Annotated in this window: 14 protein-coding genes and 1 pseudogene; 5 read left to right on the top strand and 10 right to left on the bottom strand. The window is 73.6% G+C overall.

Annotated elements, in window-relative coordinates:
* Positions 1-144: 144 nt before the first annotated feature.
* The 5 genes and pseudogenes from OG898_RS24675 to OG898_RS36310 all read left to right on the top strand — a co-directional run.
* On the top strand, positions 145-1,035 hold the full coding sequence (locus tag OG898_RS24675; protein WP_250741410.1) for a LytTR family DNA-binding domain-containing protein: 891 nt from the start codon (positions 145-147) through the stop codon (positions 1,033-1,035).
* Positions 1,036-1,258: 223 nt separating this feature from the next.
* Positions 1,259-1,534 (top strand): hypothetical protein, encoded by a 276-nt coding sequence (locus OG898_RS24670; RefSeq protein ID WP_250741408.1) that lies wholly within the window; start codon positions 1,259-1,261, stop codon positions 1,532-1,534.
* A 173-nt stretch (positions 1,535-1,707) separates the two neighbouring features.
* Complete coding sequence (locus OG898_RS24665; RefSeq protein WP_266959262.1) at positions 1,708-3,483, top strand: cation acetate symporter; 1,776 nt, start codon at positions 1,708-1,710, stop codon at positions 3,481-3,483.
* 166 nt (positions 3,484-3,649) lie between these two features.
* Complete coding sequence (locus OG898_RS24660) at positions 3,650-4,885, top strand: sensor histidine kinase (protein WP_250741404.1); 1,236 nt, start codon at positions 3,650-3,652, stop codon at positions 4,883-4,885.
* 56 nt (positions 4,886-4,941) lie between these two features.
* Positions 4,942-7,878, top strand: a pseudogene (locus OG898_RS36310) (AAA family ATPase); the annotation flags it as partial.
* A gap of 36 nt (positions 7,879-7,914) precedes the next feature.
* Here OG898_RS36310 and OG898_RS24640 read toward each other — a convergent pair.
* The 10 genes from OG898_RS24640 to OG898_RS24595 all read right to left on the bottom strand — a co-directional run bounded on the left by OG898_RS24640 (position 7,915) and on the right by OG898_RS24595 (position 19,171).
* Positions 7,915-8,475: a sigma-70 family RNA polymerase sigma factor gene (locus tag OG898_RS24640; protein ID WP_250741553.1), complete on the bottom strand. Its 561-nt coding sequence runs from the start codon at positions 8,473-8,475 to the stop codon at positions 7,915-7,917.
* Between the two features lie 246 nt (positions 8,476-8,721).
* A complete protein-coding gene (locus OG898_RS24635; protein ID WP_266959258.1) occupies positions 8,722-9,528 on the bottom strand; it encodes a VOC family protein in 807 nt (268 codons plus the stop codon).
* A gap of 121 nt (positions 9,529-9,649) precedes the next feature.
* Positions 9,650-10,915, bottom strand: a complete 1,266-nt coding sequence (locus tag OG898_RS24630; RefSeq protein ID WP_266959256.1) for an FAD-binding protein — start codon at positions 10,913-10,915, stop codon at positions 9,650-9,652.
* 151 nt (positions 10,916-11,066) lie between these two features.
* Entirely contained in the window at positions 11,067-12,509 is a 1,443-nt protein-coding gene (locus OG898_RS24625) for a GuaB1 family IMP dehydrogenase-related protein (RefSeq protein ID WP_250741399.1), read from the bottom strand.
* Positions 12,510-12,667: 158 nt separating this feature from the next.
* Positions 12,668-13,831, bottom strand: coding sequence for an XdhC/CoxI family protein (locus tag OG898_RS24620; RefSeq protein WP_266959253.1), 1,164 nt, complete (start codon positions 13,829-13,831; stop codon positions 12,668-12,670).
* The gene (locus tag OG898_RS24615) at positions 13,831-15,141 is read right to left on the bottom strand and encodes a transposase (protein WP_250741396.1); all 1,311 of its coding nucleotides are present in this window, start codon (positions 15,139-15,141) and stop codon (positions 13,831-13,833) included. Before OG898_RS24615 ends, OG898_RS24620 begins: the two co-directional genes overlap by 1 nt.
* A 72-nt stretch (positions 15,142-15,213) precedes the next feature.
* Entirely contained in the window at positions 15,214-15,861 is a 648-nt protein-coding gene (locus OG898_RS24610) for a TMEM175 family protein (RefSeq protein ID WP_250741394.1), read from the bottom strand.
* 101 nt (positions 15,862-15,962) lie between these two features.
* The gene (locus OG898_RS24605) at positions 15,963-16,304 is read right to left on the bottom strand and encodes a nuclear transport factor 2 family protein (RefSeq protein ID WP_243334431.1); all 342 of its coding nucleotides are present in this window, start codon (positions 16,302-16,304) and stop codon (positions 15,963-15,965) included.
* A 12-nt stretch (positions 16,305-16,316) separates the two neighbouring features.
* Positions 16,317-17,885: an ATP-binding protein gene (locus OG898_RS24600; protein ID WP_250741392.1), complete on the bottom strand. Its 1,569-nt coding sequence runs from the start codon at positions 17,883-17,885 to the stop codon at positions 16,317-16,319.
* Positions 17,882-19,171 (bottom strand): MFS transporter, encoded by a 1,290-nt coding sequence (locus OG898_RS24595; protein WP_266959249.1) that lies wholly within the window; start codon positions 19,169-19,171, stop codon positions 17,882-17,884. Before OG898_RS24595 ends, OG898_RS24600 begins: the two co-directional genes overlap by 4 nt.
* Positions 19,172-19,246 lie beyond the last annotated feature (75 nt).

Raw genomic sequence — 19,246 nt, 5'->3', positions numbered from 1 at the left:
CACCCCTGAGGCCGGTCCCCTGCGACCGGACCCCCGAGACCGGTCCCCCGGACCAACCGACCGCGCGGCCCCCGCCTCCCCTCCCCCCGGGGCGGGGGCCGCGCACCGTTTCGCCCCGGGCGGGCGGAACCTAGACTCCGCATCATGCTGCGCGTACTGGCCGTCGACGACGAGAAGCCCCTGCTCGAAGAGCTCCTCTACCTGCTGCGCTCGGACCCCCGGGTGCTCAGCGCCGAAGGCGCCTCGGACGCCACCGAGGCGCTGCGCCGGATCACCCGGGCGCTGGAGAGCGGCCCGGACGGGGCCGACGTCATCGACGTGGTCTTCCTCGACATCCACATGGCGGGGCTGACCGGACTGGACATCGCCCGGCTGCTGGCCGGGTTCGCGCGGCCGCCGCTGATCGTGTTCGTCACCGCGCACGAGGGGTTCGCCGTACAGGCCTTCGACCTCAAGGCCGTGGACTACGTGCTCAAGCCCGTCCGGCCGGAGCGGCTGGCCGAGGCCGTGCGGCGGGCCTGCGCGCAGTCCGGCCGGTCCGGTGAGCAGCCCCCGGCGGCCGGCCCCGAGACCGTGCCCGCCGTACCGGCGGCCCGCGCGCCCCGCGCGGCCGCCCCCGAGATCCCCGGGTCCCCCGTCGCGGCAGCCGCGGCGGGCGCCGCGTCCGCCGGGTCCGCCGCCGCCCGCGGCGCGGACCGCGCGCCCGAGCAGATCGCCGTCGAACTGGGCGGCGTCACCCGCTTCGTGGCGATCGCGGACATCGCGTACGTGGAGGCCCAGGGCGACTACGCCCGGCTGCACACCGACGAGGGCAGCCACCTGGTACGGATTCCGCTGTCCACGCTGGAGGAGCGGTGGGCGGCCCGCGGTTTCGTCCGCATTCACCGCCGCCACCTGGTCGCCCTGGCCCGCATCGACGAACTGCGCCTGGACGCGGGCACCACCACGGTCCGCGTCGGCGCGGCCGAACTGCAGGTGAGCCGCAGGCACACGCGGGAGCTGAGGGACCTGCTGATGCGCCAGGCGATGGGCTGAACCACCCCCGACGCGGGCCGCAGCCCCGGGGAACGGGCGAAGGGTGGGTAGGGGACAGCCCCGCAGGGCGCGCGCCGACCGTCCGGCGCGGCGGCGGACCGTTCACCGTGCGGGCAGGGACGTACGGCGATCCGCCCGGGCCGTCGGCCGCAGCACCGGCCGGACCGGCCACCCGCACGGACCCCCGCGGGTATCGTGGATCTTCGGCCCCGGGAGGAGGCAGATGTCCGAAATCCAGGCGCTGCTCGACGCACTGACCGGACTGCCCCGCACCCGGCCGGCCGGTCCCGCCGAGGCCGAAGTGCTGCTGGCCCGCCTGCGGAGCGCGGCCGCACGCTGGGCCGACGTCCTGTACGAGGCCCACGAGGGCGCGTACGGACACCTGCCGCCCCGGGCCGAGGCGGCCCTGACGCTGGCCTTCCGGCGCGCCGAGGAATCGTACGTGGAGCTGGAGATCGCCCTGCGGGACTGCGCGGAGCACCGCGATCCCGCCCGCTGAGCCATATCCGGCCAGGCCCTAGAGCCCCTGTTGCCCGCTCGAGGCGCGTGCGTAGACTCCCGTGACCCCGGCATGCGGCCCGGACCCGGCATCCACCCGCCGGGCTCCGGCGCGCGACCGGGACCCGACACCCGCGCAGGGCCGCGCCCGCGCCCCAGCCGAAGGACCCGCCGGTGAACCAGACGTACGCGCTGACCGCGGTCGCCGTCGTCGTCCTGGTCACGGTGCTGGTCGGCGCGCTGGGCCTGCGGATCTCCCGGACCACCTCGGACTTCTACGTGGCTTCGCGCACGGTCGGCCCGCGCCTCAACGCGGCGGCCATCGGCGGCGAGTACCTCTCGGCGGCCTCCTTCCTCGGCGTGGCCGGGCTGGTGCTGCTCCAGGGGCCGCAGATGCTCTGGTACCCGGTGGGCTACACCGCCGGGTACCTGGTGCTGCTGGTGCTGGTCGCGGCCCCGCTGCGGCGCTCGGGGGCGTACACCCTGCCCGACTTCGCCGAGGCCCGGCTCGAATCCCAGGCGGTGCGCCGGATCGCGGTGCTGTTCGTGCTCGGCGTCGGCTGGCTGTACCTGCTGCCGCAGCTCCAGGGGGCGGGCCTGACTCTGGAGATCCTGACCGGGGCACCGCACTGGGTGGGCGGGGTGGTCGTCGCCGTCGTGGTCACGGCGGCGGTGGCGGCCGGCGGGATGCGGTCCATCACCTTCGTGCAGGCCTTCCAGTACTGGCTGAAGCTCACCGCCCTGCTGGTGCCCGCGTTCTTCCTGCTGGCCGCCTGGGCGGGGGACGGCGCCCCGCGCGCCTCCTTCGACGCCCCGGCGGTGTTCCGCGAGCACACCGCGGTCACGCTGGCCGAGGACGTACGGCTGTCCCTGGACGCGCCGCTGACGGTGACGGTGACCGGCCAGGTGGACGGGCGGGCGTACACGGGGCAGTCCGTGACCCTCGGCGCCGGGCAGCATTCCGTACGGGCGCACGCGCGGCTGGAGTTCGCCCCGGACTCCGCGGTGCCGCAGGGCCGGGCGGAGGCCGGACCCGGCGTGTCGAGCTGGTCGGAGCCGCTGTCCGGGGACCGGCCCGAGCTGCGGCTGTACGCGACGTACGGGCTGATCCTGGCCACCTTCCTCGGGACCATGGGGCTGCCGCACGTGGCGGTGCGCTTCTACACGAGCCCGAACGGGCGTGCGGCGCGGCGCACCACGCTGGTGGTGCTCGGCCTGGTCGGTGCCTTCTACCTGCTGCCGCCGGTGTACGGGGCCTTGGGCCGGATCTACGCCCCGGAGCTGGCCCTGACCGGGGAGGCGGACGCGGTGGTGCTGGTGCTGCCGGCCCGGGTGGTGGGCGGGGTCGCCGGGGAGCTGCTGGGGGCGTTGCTGGCCGGGGGCGCGTTCGCGGCGTTCCTGTCCACGGCTTCGGGGCTGACGATGGCGGTGGCGGGGGTGCTGCACCAGGACGTGCTGCCTTCGCGCGGGGTGCGGAGCTTCCGGGTCGCGGTGCTGGTGGCGATCCTGGTGCCGCTGGCCGGGAGCGTGGCGGTGACGGAGGTGCCGGTGGCGGACGCGGTGGGGCTGGCCTTCGCGGTGTCGGCGTCGTCCTTCTGTCCGCTGCTGGTGCTGGGGATCTGGTGGCGCGGGCTGACGCCGCCGGGGGCGGTGGCCGGGCTGGTGACGGGAGGGGGCGCGGCCTTGAGCGCGGTGCTGGCGACGCGGGCCGGGCTGGCTCCGGCGGGGTGGGCGAACACGCTGCTGGCATGGCCGGCGGTGTGGTCCGTCCCGCTCGGCTTCCTGACGATGGTGCTGGTGTCCCTGGGCACGCGCGGGCGGATCCCGCCGGGGACTGCGGCGACGCTGGCGCGGCTGCACCTGCCGGAGGACGTGGCGGGGGCGGCCCCCGCGGGCGGCGGAGGCGGGGGCGCGACTGTCGCGCCCGCCGGAAAGGGCGATGCTCTGTGACCGGAGCAGCGCATCGGGACGAGAGCGGCGCTCTGATCGTGGCGCGGTGCTCCAGGGCCGGAGCGAAGCTCACGGCCGCTGGCGGGGCGTCGCCCCGGAGCACCGCTCACAGCCGCGCCCGGTGCACTCCGGCCGGAGCACCGCTCTCGACGAAGGGCGGCACACCATGAACGGAGCACTGCTCTCGGTGCTCGGCGCGGCCGGCGCGGTGTTGCTGCTCGGCCTCGGCTGGGCCGGCGGCCGGTGGCATGCCCGGCAGGGCGAACGCGCCCTCGGCCTCGACCTCGGCACCCCCGTCGAACGGGCCACCTTCCACACCCTGCACACCGCCTCCCTCGCCGCTCCCCCGCTGCGCGCCGGCCTCACCGAGGACGCCGCCCGCAAGGCCGCCCGGCGCCTGCGCTCCCTCCTCGGGACCGAGGCCCTGTGCCTGACGGACCGCGAGAGCGTCCTCGCCTGGGACGGCCCGGGCGCCGACCACCACGAACGCCGTGCGATGGCCCGGGTCGCGGTGATGCTGGACTCGGGGCGCAGCCAGAGCGTGCGCACCGAGTGCGAACGGCCCGACTGCCCCCTCAAGTGGGCCGTGGTCGCCCCGCTGACCGGCGAGGACGGGATGCTGGGCGCGCTGGTGGCCTACGGGTCACGGGAGTCGGCGGTGCTGGTGCGGGCCGCCACCGAGGTGGCGCGCTGGGTGTCCGTGCAGCTGGAGCTGTCCGAGCTGGACCGTTCGCGGACCCGGCTGATGGAGGCCGAGATCAAGGCGCTGCGCGCGCAGATCTCCCCGCACTTCATCTTCAACTCCCTGGCGGCGATCGCCTCGTTCGTGCGCACCGATCCGGAGCGGGCCCGGGACCTGCTGCTGGAGTTCGCGGACTTCACCCGCTACTCCTTCCGGCGACACGGGGAGTTCACCACGCTGGCCGAGGAGCTGCGGTCCATCGAGCAGTACCTGGCGCTGGCCGGGGCCCGGTTCGGGGAGCGGCTCAAGCTGACCTTGCAGGTGGCGCCCGAGGTGCTGCCGGTGGCGCTGCCCTTCCTGTGCCTGCAGCCGCTGGTGGAGAACGCGGTCAAGCACGGGCTGGAGGACTCCACCGAGGAGTGCCGGATCACCATCGCGGCCCGGGACGCGGGCGCGGAGGCGCTGATCACGATCGAGGACAACGGCGTCGGGATGGATCCGTCCCTGCTGCGCCGGATCCTGGCCGGGGAGCAGCCGGGCTCCTCCTCGGGCATCGGACTGCCCAATGTGGACGAGCGGCTGCGGCAGGTCTACGGGGACGGCCACGGGCTCGTCATCGAAACGGGGGTGGGCGCGGGCATGAAGATAACGGTCCGGATTCCCAAATACCGTGCGGGTGTGCACAGTTCGGCCCCACCTGGCCGAATTCCCCGGCGCTGACCGGCCCGTGAGCTGCCATCCTGGAGGGGGCGCGAACGACCGGAGGGATCGCCGACGTGCGGGTCGGGCGAGAACAACACCGCGACGAGTGCCGTGAGGCGTTGCGGACGTGGGTGCGGGCAGGTGCGGAGGGCGGCGGAGCCTGCCTGGTCGTGGAGGGGGAGCCCGGCGCGGGCCGCACCTCCTTCCTGCGCGAGGCACTGACCGAGGCGGCCGCACTCGGCTGCCGGGTCCGGTACGGGGCCGCCGAGGCGCTGGGCACCGGACTTCCGCTGCGCGCGGCGCTGGACTGCCTGCATCCGGACGGCCCCGGGCGGGCCCGGGCGCTGGCCCTGCTGCGGGAGGCCGCCCGGTCGGCCGAACCGGGCGGGGCGCTGCTCGCGGCCGTGGACCTGCTGGCGGCCGATGTGGAGGAGTGGTGCGCGCGCCGGCCGCTGCTCCTGGCCCTGGACGACCTCCAGTGGGCGGATCCGGCCTCCCTGCTGCTGTGGCGCCACCTGACGCGCGCTGCGCAGCGGCTGCCGCTGTTGCTGCTGGCGGCCCGGCGGCGGCTGCCCCGGCGGGCGGAGGTGGAGGAGCTGTGCGCCTCCCTGGGCGGCGGGCCGGGCGGGCGGACGCTCCGGCTGGAGCCGCTGACGGGGGCGGAGTCGGCCGCGCTGGTGCGAGAGGTGCTGGGCGCGGCGCCCGGTCCCCGGCTGCGCGAGGCCGCCGGGCACGCGGGCGGCAATCCCCGGCTGCTGCGGGAGTTGCTCGCGCACTGGTCCGGGATCATCGAAGTCCGCGCGGACTCCGCCGAACTGACGCTACCCGTCGGGGACTTGCCGCCGCCCCCGGAGGCGGCGACCCGGGAGCTGAGCCGGCTCCCCCCGGCGGCCCTGGCCACGCTCCGGCACGCGGCCCTGCTCGGACCGGCCTTCACGGCGCGTGAGCTGGCCCTCGTACGGACGCTCCCGGTCCGGGACCTGCTCGCGGACCTGGAGACGCCCCTGCTGACCGGCGTACTGGAACCGGGCCCGCTGCCCGGCGGACTCCCGGCCGGTGGTGAGGCCTTGCGGTTCCGGCAGCCGGCCGTGCGGCTGGCCCTGTACGCGGAGCTGCCGCGGGCCGCCCGCAGCGTCCTCCACCAGGACGCCGCCCGGGCCTTCGCCGAGGCCGGACTCGAACCCGTGCGGACGGCCGGGCAGTTGCTGGCGGGCGGGGCGCTGGACCCGTGGGCGGTGCGGTGGACGGCGGAGTCGGCGCAGGCCCTGATCGCGGTGGCGCCCGAATCGGCGGCCGCGCTGCTGGGCCGCGCCGTGGAACAGGGCGCGGCCCAGCAGCCCGCCGACCGGGCCGGGAGTCCGTACCGGGAGGTCCTGGAGGACGGGCTCGCCGACGCCGCGCTGATGCTGCGCCGGCCCGAGTCGGTGGAACTGCTCCGCACCCTGCGGGAGCGGGCGCAGGCCCCCGGGCGGCGGGCCGCCCTCGCCTTCAAACTGGTGTCGGCACTGATGATCCAGGGGGACATGACCCGATCCCTGGAGGTCACCGAGGAGGCCCTGGCCGAAGAGGCGTCCGCCGAGGCGACATCGGCCGGAGGAGTGTCGGCCAAGGAAGCATCCGCCGGGCAGAGATCAGCCGACCCTGCAGCCACCGGAGGGGTGTCGGCCAAGGCGGTATCGGCCGAGGAGGTATCCGCCGAGGCGGCGTCGGGCGTGGAGGCATCCGCCGGGCAGGTGCCCCCCGGGGGCGCCGCCCGTGCGGCCATGCGGTTGCGGCTGGAGGCGTGCCGGGTGCTGGCGCTGGCCGATCTGCACCGGCCGGAGGAGGCGTACGCGCTGGCCGGGCCGCTGGTCGCGCGGGCGCGGCTGCTCGGTGATCCGCTCTGCGGTGCGGAGGCCGAACACGCCATGTCCTTCGCGCTGTTCCACCTGAACCGGGGCCGGGAGTCGCTGCGCCACATGGCGGCGGGGATCGCGCACGCCCGCCGCAGCCCGGCCGCCAACGACATGCGGCTGCTGCTGCTCGCCAACCAGGCCGAGGGGCATCTGCGGTTCGACGAGCCGCACGCCGCCGCGGCGGCGCTGCGGGAGGCCCGGGAGCTGGCGGCCCGGACCGGTTCGACGGGCCGGCTCGTGGTCACGGAGGCCCTGCTGGCCGATCTCCGCTACCGGCTCGGTGACTGGGACGCCGCGCTGGCCGGCCTATCCCGGGCGGAGGGCATGCCCGTCTCGGACGGCTGGCTGCCGGTGCTGACCCACGGGCTGCGCGCCCTGATCCTCGGCCACCGGGGCGAACAGGACGCCGCCCGGGCGGAGTTGGCCGCGCTCGGCCCGGACGCGTACGAGCCGCCCGCGGCCCGTCGGCACACCGCGCACGTCCTGCTGGCCCGCGCCCTGCTGGCGGAGCGCGACGGGAGCCCCCGCGCGGCCCTGGAGGCGTTGCTGCCCGCGTTGGAGGACCGCGTGGACGAGGCGGTGGCCTTCGACCGCCCCTGGGCGCTGTCGGAGGCCGTCCGGCTCGCGCTGGAGGACCGGGACACCGAGGCGGCCCGGTCGGCGGTGGCCGCCTGCGCGCGCACGGCGGCGGCCCTGCCGGAGCAGCCGGGTCCGGCGCTGGCGCTGCTGCGCTGCCGCGGGCTGTTCGCACAGGACCCGGAGCTGCTGGCGGAGACGGCGGCGCTGGCGCGGGGCGGGCTGGTGGCGGGCCAGACCCTGGAGGACCTGGCGGTGGCGCGGGCCTGGCACGGTGACCTGCCGGGCGCGCGGTCGGCGCTGACCGGCGCGGTGGCCTCGTACGAGCTCCTCGGTGCCCGGTGGGACATCGCCCGGGCCGACGCACGGCTGCGGAGCCTGGGTGTGCGGCGGGGCAGCCGGGCTGCGCGGCGCAGGCCCGCGCGGGGGTGGGAGGCGCTGACTCCGGCGGAGCTGAAGGTGGCGCTGCTGGTCGCGCGGGGCCGGACGAACCCGGAGATCGCCTCGGCGCTGTTCCTGTCCCGCCGGACCGTGCAGACCCACGTCTCGCACATCCTGGCGAAGCTGGAGGTCCGCTCACGCTCGGAGGTGGCCGTCATCGTAGCCGGGCAGGAGGGCGCGCAGGGCCCGCAGGGCGTAGTACGTACGGGACTTGACCGTGCCGGCGGGTACTCCGAGCTCTTCGGCGGCCTCGCAGACGCTGGCCCCGCGGAAGTAGATGAGCAGGAGCACGGCCCGGTGATCGGGGCTGAGTAGGCGCAGGGCCTCGCGGACGTCGAGGGCGGCGACCGACCGCTCGGTGCGGTCCTCGTCGGCCGGCGACTGCTCCAGCCCGTCGGGACCGACCTCGGCCGGGCGCGACAGGCGGGCCCGGCGGGCGTCGATGGCCACCCGCCGGGCGACGGTGTACAGCCAGGGCCGCATGGAGGCGTGGGCGCCGCTCTCCAGGGCCTCGGGGTGCTTCCACGCACGGAACAGGGTCTCCTGGACGAGGTCCTCGGCGCGGTGGCGGTCACCGAAGGTGAGGCCGAGGAGGAATCCGAGGAGCGCCTTGCCGTGTTCCCTCTCCAGCCGGGCGAGGGCGTACGCATCGGTGCGGCGGCGGCTGACCGTGACGGTTCCGGCGGTCGCGAACATGGGCGACATGGGCTACCCCTTCCGGGTCGGGATGCGGCTCGGTGTGCACCGAGCGTGCCGGACCGCGCGCGTGGAGTTATCCGCCGCCTGACGTATCCCGCCGCGCCCTGCGCCCACCGGTCGTCCCCCGTCGGTGAACGGTCGTCCGCTGTCCGGCCGACGGGGTGGGCGGCGGTACGCGAACGGCCCCGCGGCCGTCCGGGGGGACGGCGGCGGGGCCGCGAGGAAGGGTGCCGGTGCGGGGGCTCAGTCCTGGGACGGGGTCAGCACCACGAAGTCGGCGTTCGACGGGTCGAGGCAGACGGCCAGCCGGCCGACGCCCTCGGCGTCCGCGGGGCCCATCTGCACGCTGCCGCCGCGCGCGGTGACCTCGGCGACCGCCGCGTCACAGTCGGTGACGTGGAAGACCGGGTGCCAGTACGGCCGTCCGCCCGCCACGGCGAGGTCCTCGGCGGTGAGTTCCATGAGTCCGCCCTGCATGCGCCCCTCGGGCTGACCGGCAGGGGTGATCAGGGTGTACGTGCCCTCGCCGCCCGGCATCTGCATATCGCTGAACTGCCAGCCGAAGACGCCGCCGTAGAACTCCCGGGCGGCGGTGGCGTCGCTCGTGTACAGCTCGGTCCAGGACAGGGAGCCCGGCTGGTCCACGAGGTCGACGCCCTTGTTCTCCCCGGGCTGCCAGACGGCGAACTGGCCCCCCAGCGGGTCGCTGTACTGCGCCATCGTGCCCCACTCGTCGAGCTTCCTCGGCTCGACCCGGACGGTGCCGCCGGCGCCCTGGACGGCGCGGGTCGTCGCCTCGGCGTCGGGGACGCTGTAGTAGATCATCCAGGCCGGGCGGGCGCCCTCCTCGGTGAGCTTGCCCAGTCCCGCGACGATCTTGCCGTCCTTGCGGAACATGCCGCCCTCCATGTCCTCCCCGCCCTCCCCCGCGCCCATGGACTCGTAGTCCCACCCGAGGACGGCTCCGTAGAAGGCCGCGGCGGCGGGGACGTCGGGTGCGCCGAGGTCCAGCCAGCAGGGGGAGCCGGGGACGAAGTCAGTGGTGATCATGACGACTGCCTTTCGCGGGTCGAGTACGACCAGCGTGGCACCGGACACCTGCCCCCGCCCGTCGGTCCGCGGGCGGGGCGGGCAGGGCGGGCGGGGCGGGCGGGCGGGGCGGGCGGGGCCGCTATGACGGCCGTACGTCCCCGAAGGCCCGGGTGGCGAAGTGGGTCAGCGCGTGCTCCTCGCGCAGTTCCCGCAGGCGCCGGAGGGCCGGGGCCCCGTAGATGCGCTCCAGCAGCTCCGTGTCGAAGTCGTGGGTGCCGTAGAGGTACGGACGGCCCTTGGCCTCCGCGCAGGCTTCCAGCAGTTCCCGCAGGACGCGCTTGGTCTCGGAGATCCCGCGGGAGTCATCGGTCCGCGCGGCCGTGAAGATGCCGATCAGGTACTGGACCGGGGCGTCCACCACGGGCGCGAGGACGAAGGGGGTGGCCGATTCGGGGCGGCGGATCACCAGGAAGTACAGGGCGACCAGGGTTTCGGAGAGCGGGTACGCGTCGAGCATGCCCTCCACCTTCTCGGTGAAGAGCTTGAAGCCCTCCTCGTCGAAGACGTGGTCCACCCACATGTTCGCGTGGGAGTCCTCTTCGAGCAGGTGGTGGAGGTGCTTCGCGGTCTCTCCGTGACTGAAGAGCATGTAGTCCGGAACCAGGAACTCCTGCGCCGGATCCGCGGGCGCGGGTGCGTCGTCGGTGAGCGATACGTGCGAGTACCAGGCGGCCCGGTCGTACATGCCGAAGAAGCTCGACACCCACGGCTCCTGCACGCCGTGCCTCATGAATTCCGTGAGGTCGGCGAGGCCCGTGTGCTCGATCCGGGCCGCACGGGTGACGGGCCGGTACGGAACCGTCCGCAGGACCACCTTCTTGATGAATCCCACCTGGCCCAGGCCGCCGAGGGCGTAGCGGAACAGCTCGGAGTTCTCCCGGTCGGAGCACCGCAGGGAGCGGCCGGTTCCGTCGACGAGCTCGATCTCGTGGACCTGGTCGCTCTGGATGCCGGAACGGCAGGAGGCGAGGCCGAATCCCCCGATGGAGAGGTTTCCGCCCACGGTGATGTCGAGGTAGCTGGGGAGGACGGGATTGGAGCGGCCGTGCCGGTTGAGCCATTTCTCCAGTTCGAGCCAGGTGATCCCGCTCGGCACCTCTACGCGGTGATCGTCCCCGACGAACCGCGGGATCGCCTCGGGTCGGTAATTGTCGATGACGACCCCGGGGGACAGCGTCTGGGTGTTGGTCGAGCGGCCGGCTCCCCGGACGGTCGCGTCCCGGCCCGCCGCGGCCGCCTCGCGCATCGCCCGCGCCACGGTGTCGCCCTCGTCCTCCCGCACCACCGCCTCGGGAGCGACGACGGAAGTCCGCCCGAAGTCTCGGCTGAAGCTGAACGTGTCCACCTGTCTTCACCTCTCCACGGCCCGGGGCAGCACGACGCGTCGTCGGCGCTCGACAGTCTGGGCCGGGGCGCTAGCGCAGCACTCGGACGGACGGCGGACAGCACTGCGCCGGGGCCCCCACGGGGACCCCGGCGCAGTGGTGAGGCGGTGACTAGCTCCAGCTGGCGTGCAGCGGCTTGCCCTCGGCGTAGCCCGCCGCGGACTGGATGCCGACGACGGCCTTCTCCTCGAACTCCGCGAGGGAGGCCGCACCGGCGTAGGTGCAGGAGGAGCGGACGCCCGCGATGATCGAGTCGATCAGGTCCTCGACGCCCGGACGGGCCGGGTCCAGGAACATCCGCGAGGTGGAGATGCCCTCCTCGAAGAGACCCTTGCGGGCGCGGTCGTAGGAGGACTCCTCCGAGGTGCGGTTCTGGACGGCGCGGGCGGAGGCCATGCCGAAGGACTCCTTGTACAGGCGGCCGTCGGCCGACTGCTGCAGGTCGCCCGGGGACTCGTACGTACCGGCGAACCAGGAGCCGATCATGACGTTCGACGCGCCGGCGGCCAGCGCCATCGCCACGTCGCGCGGGTGACGGACACCGCCGTCGGCCCAGACGTGCTTGCCGTACTTCTTCGCCTCGGCCGCGCACTCCAGCACCGCGGAGAACTGCGGGCGGCCCACACCGGTCATCATGCGGGTGGTGCACATGGCGCCCGGGCCCACACCGACCTTGATGATGTCGGCGCCGGCGTCGATCAGGTCCTTGACGCCCTCGGCGGCGACGATGTTGCCGGCCACGATCGGGACCTGCGGGTCAAGGGCGCGGACGGCCTTGATCGCGTTGATCATCGATTCCTGGTGGCCGTGCGCGGTGTCGATGACGAGCGTGTCCACGCCGGCGTCGAGCAGCTGCTTGGCCTTGGCCACGAAGTCGCCGTTGATGCCGACGGCGGCGGCGATGCGCAGCTTGCCGTTGGCGTCGGTGGCGGGGGTGTACAGGGTCGCGCGCAGCGCGGCCTTGCGGGTGAGGATGCCGACGAGCTTGCCGTCCTTGTCGACGGCGGGGGCCAGCTTGCGGTGGCCGGCGTCGAGCTTGGTGAAGGCCTCGCGGGGGTCGATGTCGGCGTCGATGAGCAGGAGCTCCTTCGACATGACCTCGGAGAGCTGGGTGAAGCGGTCCACGCCGGTCAGGTCGTGGTCGGTGACGACGCCCACCGGGCGGCCGTCGGCGTCGACGACGACGCCGGCGCCGTGCGCGCGCTTGGGCAGCAGGGACAGCGCGTCGGCGACGGTCTGGGTGGGGGCCAGCGTGATCGGGGTGTCGAGCACGAGGTGGCGGGTCTTCACCCAGGAGATCACGTCGGTGACGACGTCGATCGGGATGTCCTGCGGGATGACGACGATGCCGCCGCGGCGGGCGACCGTCTCGGCCATCCGGCGGCCGGCAATGGCGGTCATGTTGGCCACGACCAGCGGAATGGTGGTGCCGGTGCCGTCAGGCGCGGAAAGGTCGACGCCCTGCCGGGAACCGACCGCGGAGCGGCTCGGCACCATGAATACATCGTCGTACGTCAGGTCGTACGGCGGCTTCAGGTCATTGAGAAAACGCACGTGCTGAACATCCCAGTCGTTCGGAGGTGACCCCGACAGGGCAGTCGAGGAACGCACGTACTTCATTCTCACACGACCTGGAGTTCACACCGCCCCGGCGAAACGTCCATGACATTTGGGGCCGGATGGTCGCTTCCTACGGGACCTCGGCCCTCGTTCTACGGGACCTTGGCCCTGGGGACGGGCAGCGGCGGGTCCGCCCGGCCGTGGACGGCGCCCTTGCTCCAGGCCAGCGGGAGAATCGTTCCCGCGTACCGCACGGCCGTGAACTCGGCGGCGATGGCGAGCGCGGTCTCCTCGGGGGTCGCCCCGCCGAGGTCCAGGCCGATCGGTGAGCGCAGCCGGGCCAGCGCGGCCGCCGGCACGCCCTCCGCCCGCAGCCGCCGCGCCCGCTCCTCGTGGGTGCGGCGCGAGCCCATGGCTCCCACGTACCCGAGCGGCAGCCGCAGCGCGAGCGTCAGCAGCGGGACGTCGAACTTGGCGTCGTGGGTCAGGACGCACACCGCCGTACGGGAGTCCAGGCGGCCCGCTTCCCACTCCGCGGCCAGGTGCCGGTGCGGCCAGTCCACGACCGCCTCGTCCGCGTCGGGGAACCGGGCGGGGGTGACGAAGACGGGCCGGGCGTCGCACACCGTGACCCGGTAGCCCAGGAAGGCGCCGATGCGGGTGAGGGCGGCGGCGAAGTCGATGGCCCCGTAGACCAGCAGCCGGGGCCGCTCGGCGGCCGATTCGACGAGCAGGGTCAGCGGCTGCCCGCAGAGCCCGCCGGCCGTGCCCAGCTCGGCGGTGCCGGTGCGGCCCGCGGCGAGCCAGCCCCGGACCCGCTCGGCGGCGGCCCGGTCCAGCTCGGCGCCCCCGCCGAGGCGTCCCTCGTAGGAACCGTCGGCGTGCACGGCGATGGCCCGGCCGAGCTGCTCCGGCGCCCCGTGGACCACCCGGCCCAGTGCGGAGCGGGCTCCGTGGCAGGCCGCGTCGAGCACGGCGCCGATGACGGGCCGCACGGGGTCATGGCGGCGCACCGGGGTGATCAGCACGTCGAGGACGCCCCCGCAGGTCAGCCCTACCGCGAAGGCGTCGTCGTCGCTGTATCCGAAGCGGTGCACGCTGCTCCGCCCGGAGGTGATCGCCTCCAGGCACAGCTCGTGCACGGCGGATTCGACACAGCCCCCGGAGAGGGAGCCGAGTGCGGTGCCCCCGGCGTCGACGGCCAGGGAGGCGCCCGGGCCGCGCGGTGCGCTGCCGCTGACGGCGACCACCGTGGCCACCGCGAAGTCCCGTCCGGCGGCGCACCACGCGCGTAGCTCTTCGGCGATGTCGAGCATCAGCGGATGTACTCGCGGCGCGGGCTCTGCCCGGGGATGACCGGTCTCGGCGGCAGCGTCGCAGGGCCCGCGGCGTGGGCGGCGACCGTACGGGTGGGGGCGGTCCGGGCCGGGCCGGGGTACGGCTCGGGCGGGGACGGGTGCGGGCCCCGTCCGCGCGCGCCCAGCAGCATCGCGGCGTGGGCGACGCTGGCGAGGGTGGCGTGGTGGTGCCAGCCGCGGAAGGAGCGGCCCTCGAAATCGCGGATTCCGGCGGGCTCGCAGACCTCGGTGAAGTCGAGCGCGACCCGGTCGGTGAGTTTGGCGAGGAGGAACAGCTGCGCGAGCGGCCGGTCTCCGATGTTGGTGATCCAGAACTCCGAGGGCAGCAGGGCGGTCTCGGTCCAGGCCCCGACGAGCAGCAGCGGGGTGGGCGGCGCCGGTACGAGGCGGTCCTCGCCGGGGGTGGCGAAGATGGCGGCCGAGGTGAGCAGGGTGACCGCTCCCTCGGCGCGGCCGTGCCGGGTCCATTCGACGACGCGGCGCTGGGAGCGCAGGGAGTCGATGAGCTCGCGGGCCGGCGCGGTGTGCGGGCCGGGTTTGTGCCGGCCCGCCCCGCCGAAGGAGACGGGCAGGGTGCCGTCCACTTTGAATACGAAGGGGATGTCCTGCAGGGAGAACGACTCGATGCACTGCGGCAGTTCGCTGTTGGAGACTTCCATCACCACGGGCCTGCGCTGGAGTTGCCAGGTGGCGGCCATCCGCTGGACCGCGTGTATCGCGTCCTGTGCGGGGGTGAGCGAGCGGGCCGTGTCGGGGATCCCGGCCCGCCGGCGCCGCAGGAGTTCCGCCGTCCAGGGCCCGGGGAGGGTGAGGGTCCATTCGACGGGGAAGCCGGCATCGCTGGAGGTGAGCCAGATCCCGCTGGCCTGCTGACAGTTGGCGGTGCGGCCCAGCTGGGGGACGAACTGCCGCCCCACGCCGACCGATCGGTCGCCCGCCTTCTCGATGACCATGGGCTGCACCACCCAGGCCAGCGGGCGCTGCGCGGTGCGTTCGAGGTGCTGGGCGAGGGAGCGGCGGACGGGGGTCCAGTCCCAGGGGGACTTGCTGATGAACTGCTGGAGGCTCTGCTCGACGGAACTGGCCCCGGTTCCGGCGATGTTACGAATTGTTTTCTTGCCGTTGGTCCGCACCAGGCCGTTCAGGTATACGCGGGCCCAGTTTCGCTGGTCCCGCCGGGGTAACGACTCGAAGAAGAGCGAGATCAGAACATCGATCAATTCGGAGATTTCCTTCGTGGATTCCTCCGGCAGGACTACGCGAGCCATCTGGGCCTCCCCCGCGACCAGCTAGATCCATTACCCTACTTGACCGCGGATATCGGCCGTAGGTCCCGGCGGCTACTTCCTGAGGTCGCTGGCAGTTTCGAGCCGCTCTTCCTCTACCACGAGGGGGATGGGGATCTGGTTCGCCGCATAGTAGAGCGCGATCAGGAAGTGTGCGACGAGAGTGAGCGGAGCGGAGACGAAGGCCAGGACGACGGTCAAAGGGTAGGCGATCGCACCCAGACCGAAGCGGACCCTGGTGGCTCGGGCGCCGGCCTTGTCCACCTGATCGTGGAAGAGGTGTCCGACCCGGGTGACGTACCACCAGAAGGCCAGGAACGCCAAGGCGTAGGCCACGGTGAGCAGACTGTAGAGGACGGCCGCCGCATTGGCCGACCCGCCTTCCTCCATGAGGTGTTCGGCGAGCACATTGGTCGTGTACGGGACCACCGAGACGACCATCAGCACCAGGAGGTTCAGGAACAGCAAAGGACGGTCGACGCGCTTGATGTGACTGAAGATGGTGTGGTGGTTCACCCACATCACTCCGATGATGAGGAAGCTCACCACATAGGCGGCGTAGTGCGGCCACTGCTCGCGCACTCCGTGCCAGAAGTCGGATCCGGTTTCTTCCGGAACTTTCAATTCCAGGACAAGGATGGTGATGATGACCGCGAATACGCCATCACTGAATGCCTCGACCCGGCCGGTTTCCGTTTCCATGACCTCCCCTTCACGCTTCTTGCATATATCTACGGCTGTCGCACATACGGGGAGGGCGTGCATCCCCACCCTCCCCGCACACGCTACCCAGATTTCCCCAATCAGCCGCCGAATCCGGCAGTCTGCCGCCAGATCCGGCCATCGCGGACGACGAGCGTCCCGAACGCGTGCTCCGGTTCGCCGTTCAGGTTCATGATCGCCCGGTAGAAGATGGTGTCGTCGGTCTCGACGTACTCCTGGAGCTCCACGAGGGTGGGCTTCACCGTCAGGTACCCGGTGAACGTCTCGCGCACCGCGTCGATGCCGACGGAGACGCCCTCGAAGCGCAACAGCACGGCGTCGTCGGTGTAGTTCTTCATGACCGCCTCGATGTCCAGGGCGGCGAGCGCGTCCATCTGCCGGACGAACACCGGGTGCAGCGTGGAGATGTCGTACTTGGGCATGTCGACTCCCTTTCAGCTCTTCGATGGGGATGGATCGGTGGAATCTGCGGGATCGGTGGAATCTGTGGGGTCCGTGGGATCCAGGGGGTCCAGGGGATCCACGGCCGGCACGGCGCAGGCCGGATCGGTCCCGGCCAGCGGCAGCCGGACGGTCATCCGGGTCTCCCCCGGGCGCGAGCGGGCCGTGATCGAGCCGTGGTGGCGCTGGGTCACGATGCGGTAGCTGAGGTGCAGACCGAGGCCCGTGCCCTTGCCCACGTCCTTGGTCGTGTAGAAGGGCTCGAAGATCCTCGGGAGGGATTCCTCGGGGATGCCCGAGCCGGTGTCCGCGATCTCCACCACAAGACAGACGCCTTCGACCCGGGCACGCAGGGTGAGGGTTCCGGCGCCTTCCATGGCGGCCGCGGCGTTGTCGACCAGGTTGGTCCACACCTGGTTCAACTCGCTCGGATAGCCTGTCAGTTCGGGCAGGTCCGGGTCGTACGCGCGCACGATCCCGATCCCCGCGAGCTTGGCACGCAGCACGACCAGCGTGTTCTCCAGTCCGTCGGTCACGGCGAAGCGCTGCTCGGGGGCCCGGTCGAGATTGGCGTAATCCCGGGTGGCCGACACCAGTTGGGAGATCCGCGGACCGGCCGCCCGCAGCTCGGCGGCGAGCGAACGGATCTCCAGGAGGGCCGCCAGGTGGTCCAGGGCCGCGGGCAGCGCCCGCTCGCCGACCCCCTCCAGCCGCTCCAGCAGCCCGCCCAGGTCCAGTCCGAGGTCGGAGACCCCGGAGCCGAGCAGCCCCGCCCGCTCCGCACCCGCTTCCTCGGCCCAGTCGGCGATCTCCTCCTCCGCGTCCGCCTGGGCCAGCGGGTCGGTGACCACCGGCGGCGCCGCCTTGTCCAGCTCGTCGGCGAGCTGGTCGAAGACGGAGCGCTCGGCATCGGTGGCGGCCGCGCCCCAGGCCTGGGCCGTGCGCGTGAGCTGGTCCAGGGCGGGCGCCAGTTCCTGCGCGGCCCGGGCCACGGCCGCGGCGGGATTGTTCAGCTCGTGCGCGAGGCCGGCCGCGAGGGTGCCCAGCGCTTCGACGGTCGCCCGTTTGCGGGCCTGGACCTCGGACGACTTGATGCGCCAGGCCAGTACGGGGATCAGTACGGCGGCCACCCCGTGGCAGCGGGTCAGCATCTCGAAGAAGACCGGCTTCGCGTACGCCACCACGGTGGTGGCCGGGCCGCTCGCCGCGGCCGTGGCCACGTACGCCCCGTCCGTCAGCAGCGGCAGCTCGCCGGTGAACCGGTGCGCGGCCGAGGGTTTGCCGTCGTGGTCCTCGGCGGCCGCGCTCTCCACCTCGGTGGAGTGCCGGGTCAGGACCTCCTCGCGGCCGTCGACGACCTTGGTGACCACCAGGCCCCCGGAGAGCAGCACGTGGAAGCCCGTGGCCTCCTCCCCGTCCCGGAAGAGGACCTCGCCGTCGGCGAGCACCCGGGGTTCGGAGACCGAGACCAGCCAGTCCAGCTGTTCCTCGGTGAGGCCCTCGAAGATCTCCAGCCCGCGCAGGGCGGTGCGCAGCGCGGGCGCGCCCGGGATCCCGCTCATGCGGTACTCCCCTGCGTCCTGGTCCGGGCCGCCAGCCGAAGGGTGGCCAGCAGGGCGAGCGCGCACACCGCGGCGACGGTGGCCATGAAGCCGACCGAGGTGCGGTGCAGCCCGTGGATGTTGGTGAGCAGTCCGGCGAGCACCGCCGGCACGCTCATCGCGAGGTACGCGAACACGTAGACGGCGGCGGTCAGTTCGCCCCGGTGCGCGGGTTCGGCCAGTGCGCTCAGCGCGCGGAAGGAGCCGAGGAAGGCTGCGCCCCAGCCGGCTCCGAGCACCGCGGTGGCCACGAGGAACACGGGGGCCGAGCCGAGCCCGAGCGCGAGGAGCACCAGGGCCAGCCCGCCGAGCAGGCCGAGCAGTCCGAGGACGGCGGTGTGCAGCGCCTCGGTGCGGCCCAGCAGGAGCTGCGCGGCGGTGGCGGCGCCGGCGAGGAGGGCCACGGTGGCACCGCCGACGAGGTAGTTGGCGCTCTCCAGCAGGGAGAGGGCCAGGTGCGGGCCGAGGGAGAGGTAGAAGCCGCCGACCGACCAGACGGCCACGATGGTCAGGATCAGCACGGCGAAGCGGCCGCGCACGGCGGCGGGGATGTGGATCCGGTGCGGGGTGATCTTGAACCGGCCACCGCCCGGTGTGCCACCGCCCGCGACGACGCCGCCCGGACCGCCGCTGCCGCCCGGTCCGCCACCGCCCGCCCGCCCCGGCGCGCTCTCCGCCATCCGGGCCACCCCGACCAGCGAGACGGCGAAGGCCCCCACCAGCAGCAGGTAGGTCAGGACCGTCGGAGCGGGCGCGTACTGCACCAGCAGCCCGGCCCCGATGCCGCCGAGGCCGATGCCCACGGTCGGCCCGGCGCTGTTGACCTGGGCGCCGAGCGCGGGCCGGGTGCGCGGGGCGAGTTCCAGCAGGGCGGCGCCCATGGCCCCGGTGGCCAGGCCCACCGCGAGCCCCTGCACGGCGCGGGCGGCGAGCAGCAGGCCGAGCCCCCGGGCCGAGGCGAACAGCCCCATGGAGACGATCGCGAGGACCAGCCCCGCGGCGAGGACGGGCCGTCTCCCGAGGGTGTCGGACAGCGAGCCGAACAGCAGGAGTCCGCCGAGCACGGTGACGGCGTACAGGGCGAAGACCACCGTGATCATGCCGGAGGACAGGCCCCACTCCTGCTGGTAGAGCACGTAGAGGGCGGAGGGGACGGAGGAGGAGAGCATCAGCAGGACGAGGACCGCGCCCACCACCCAGAAGCCGGAGCTTCCCGGTGCGTCTGCGGCGCCGGCGGCTGGACGCAAGGTGACCCCCGTGGTGGTCGCGGACGGCGCGGTCCGTGCTGTCGTGGGCAACGGTTCCACTGCTTCAACTCCCCC

This window comes from Streptomyces sp. NBC_00193 (genome assembly GCF_026342735.1).
Classification (GTDB): domain Bacteria; phylum Actinomycetota; class Actinomycetes; order Streptomycetales; family Streptomycetaceae; genus Streptomyces; species Streptomyces stoeckheimensis.
This window is presented reverse-complemented; position numbering and strand designations above follow the sequence as displayed.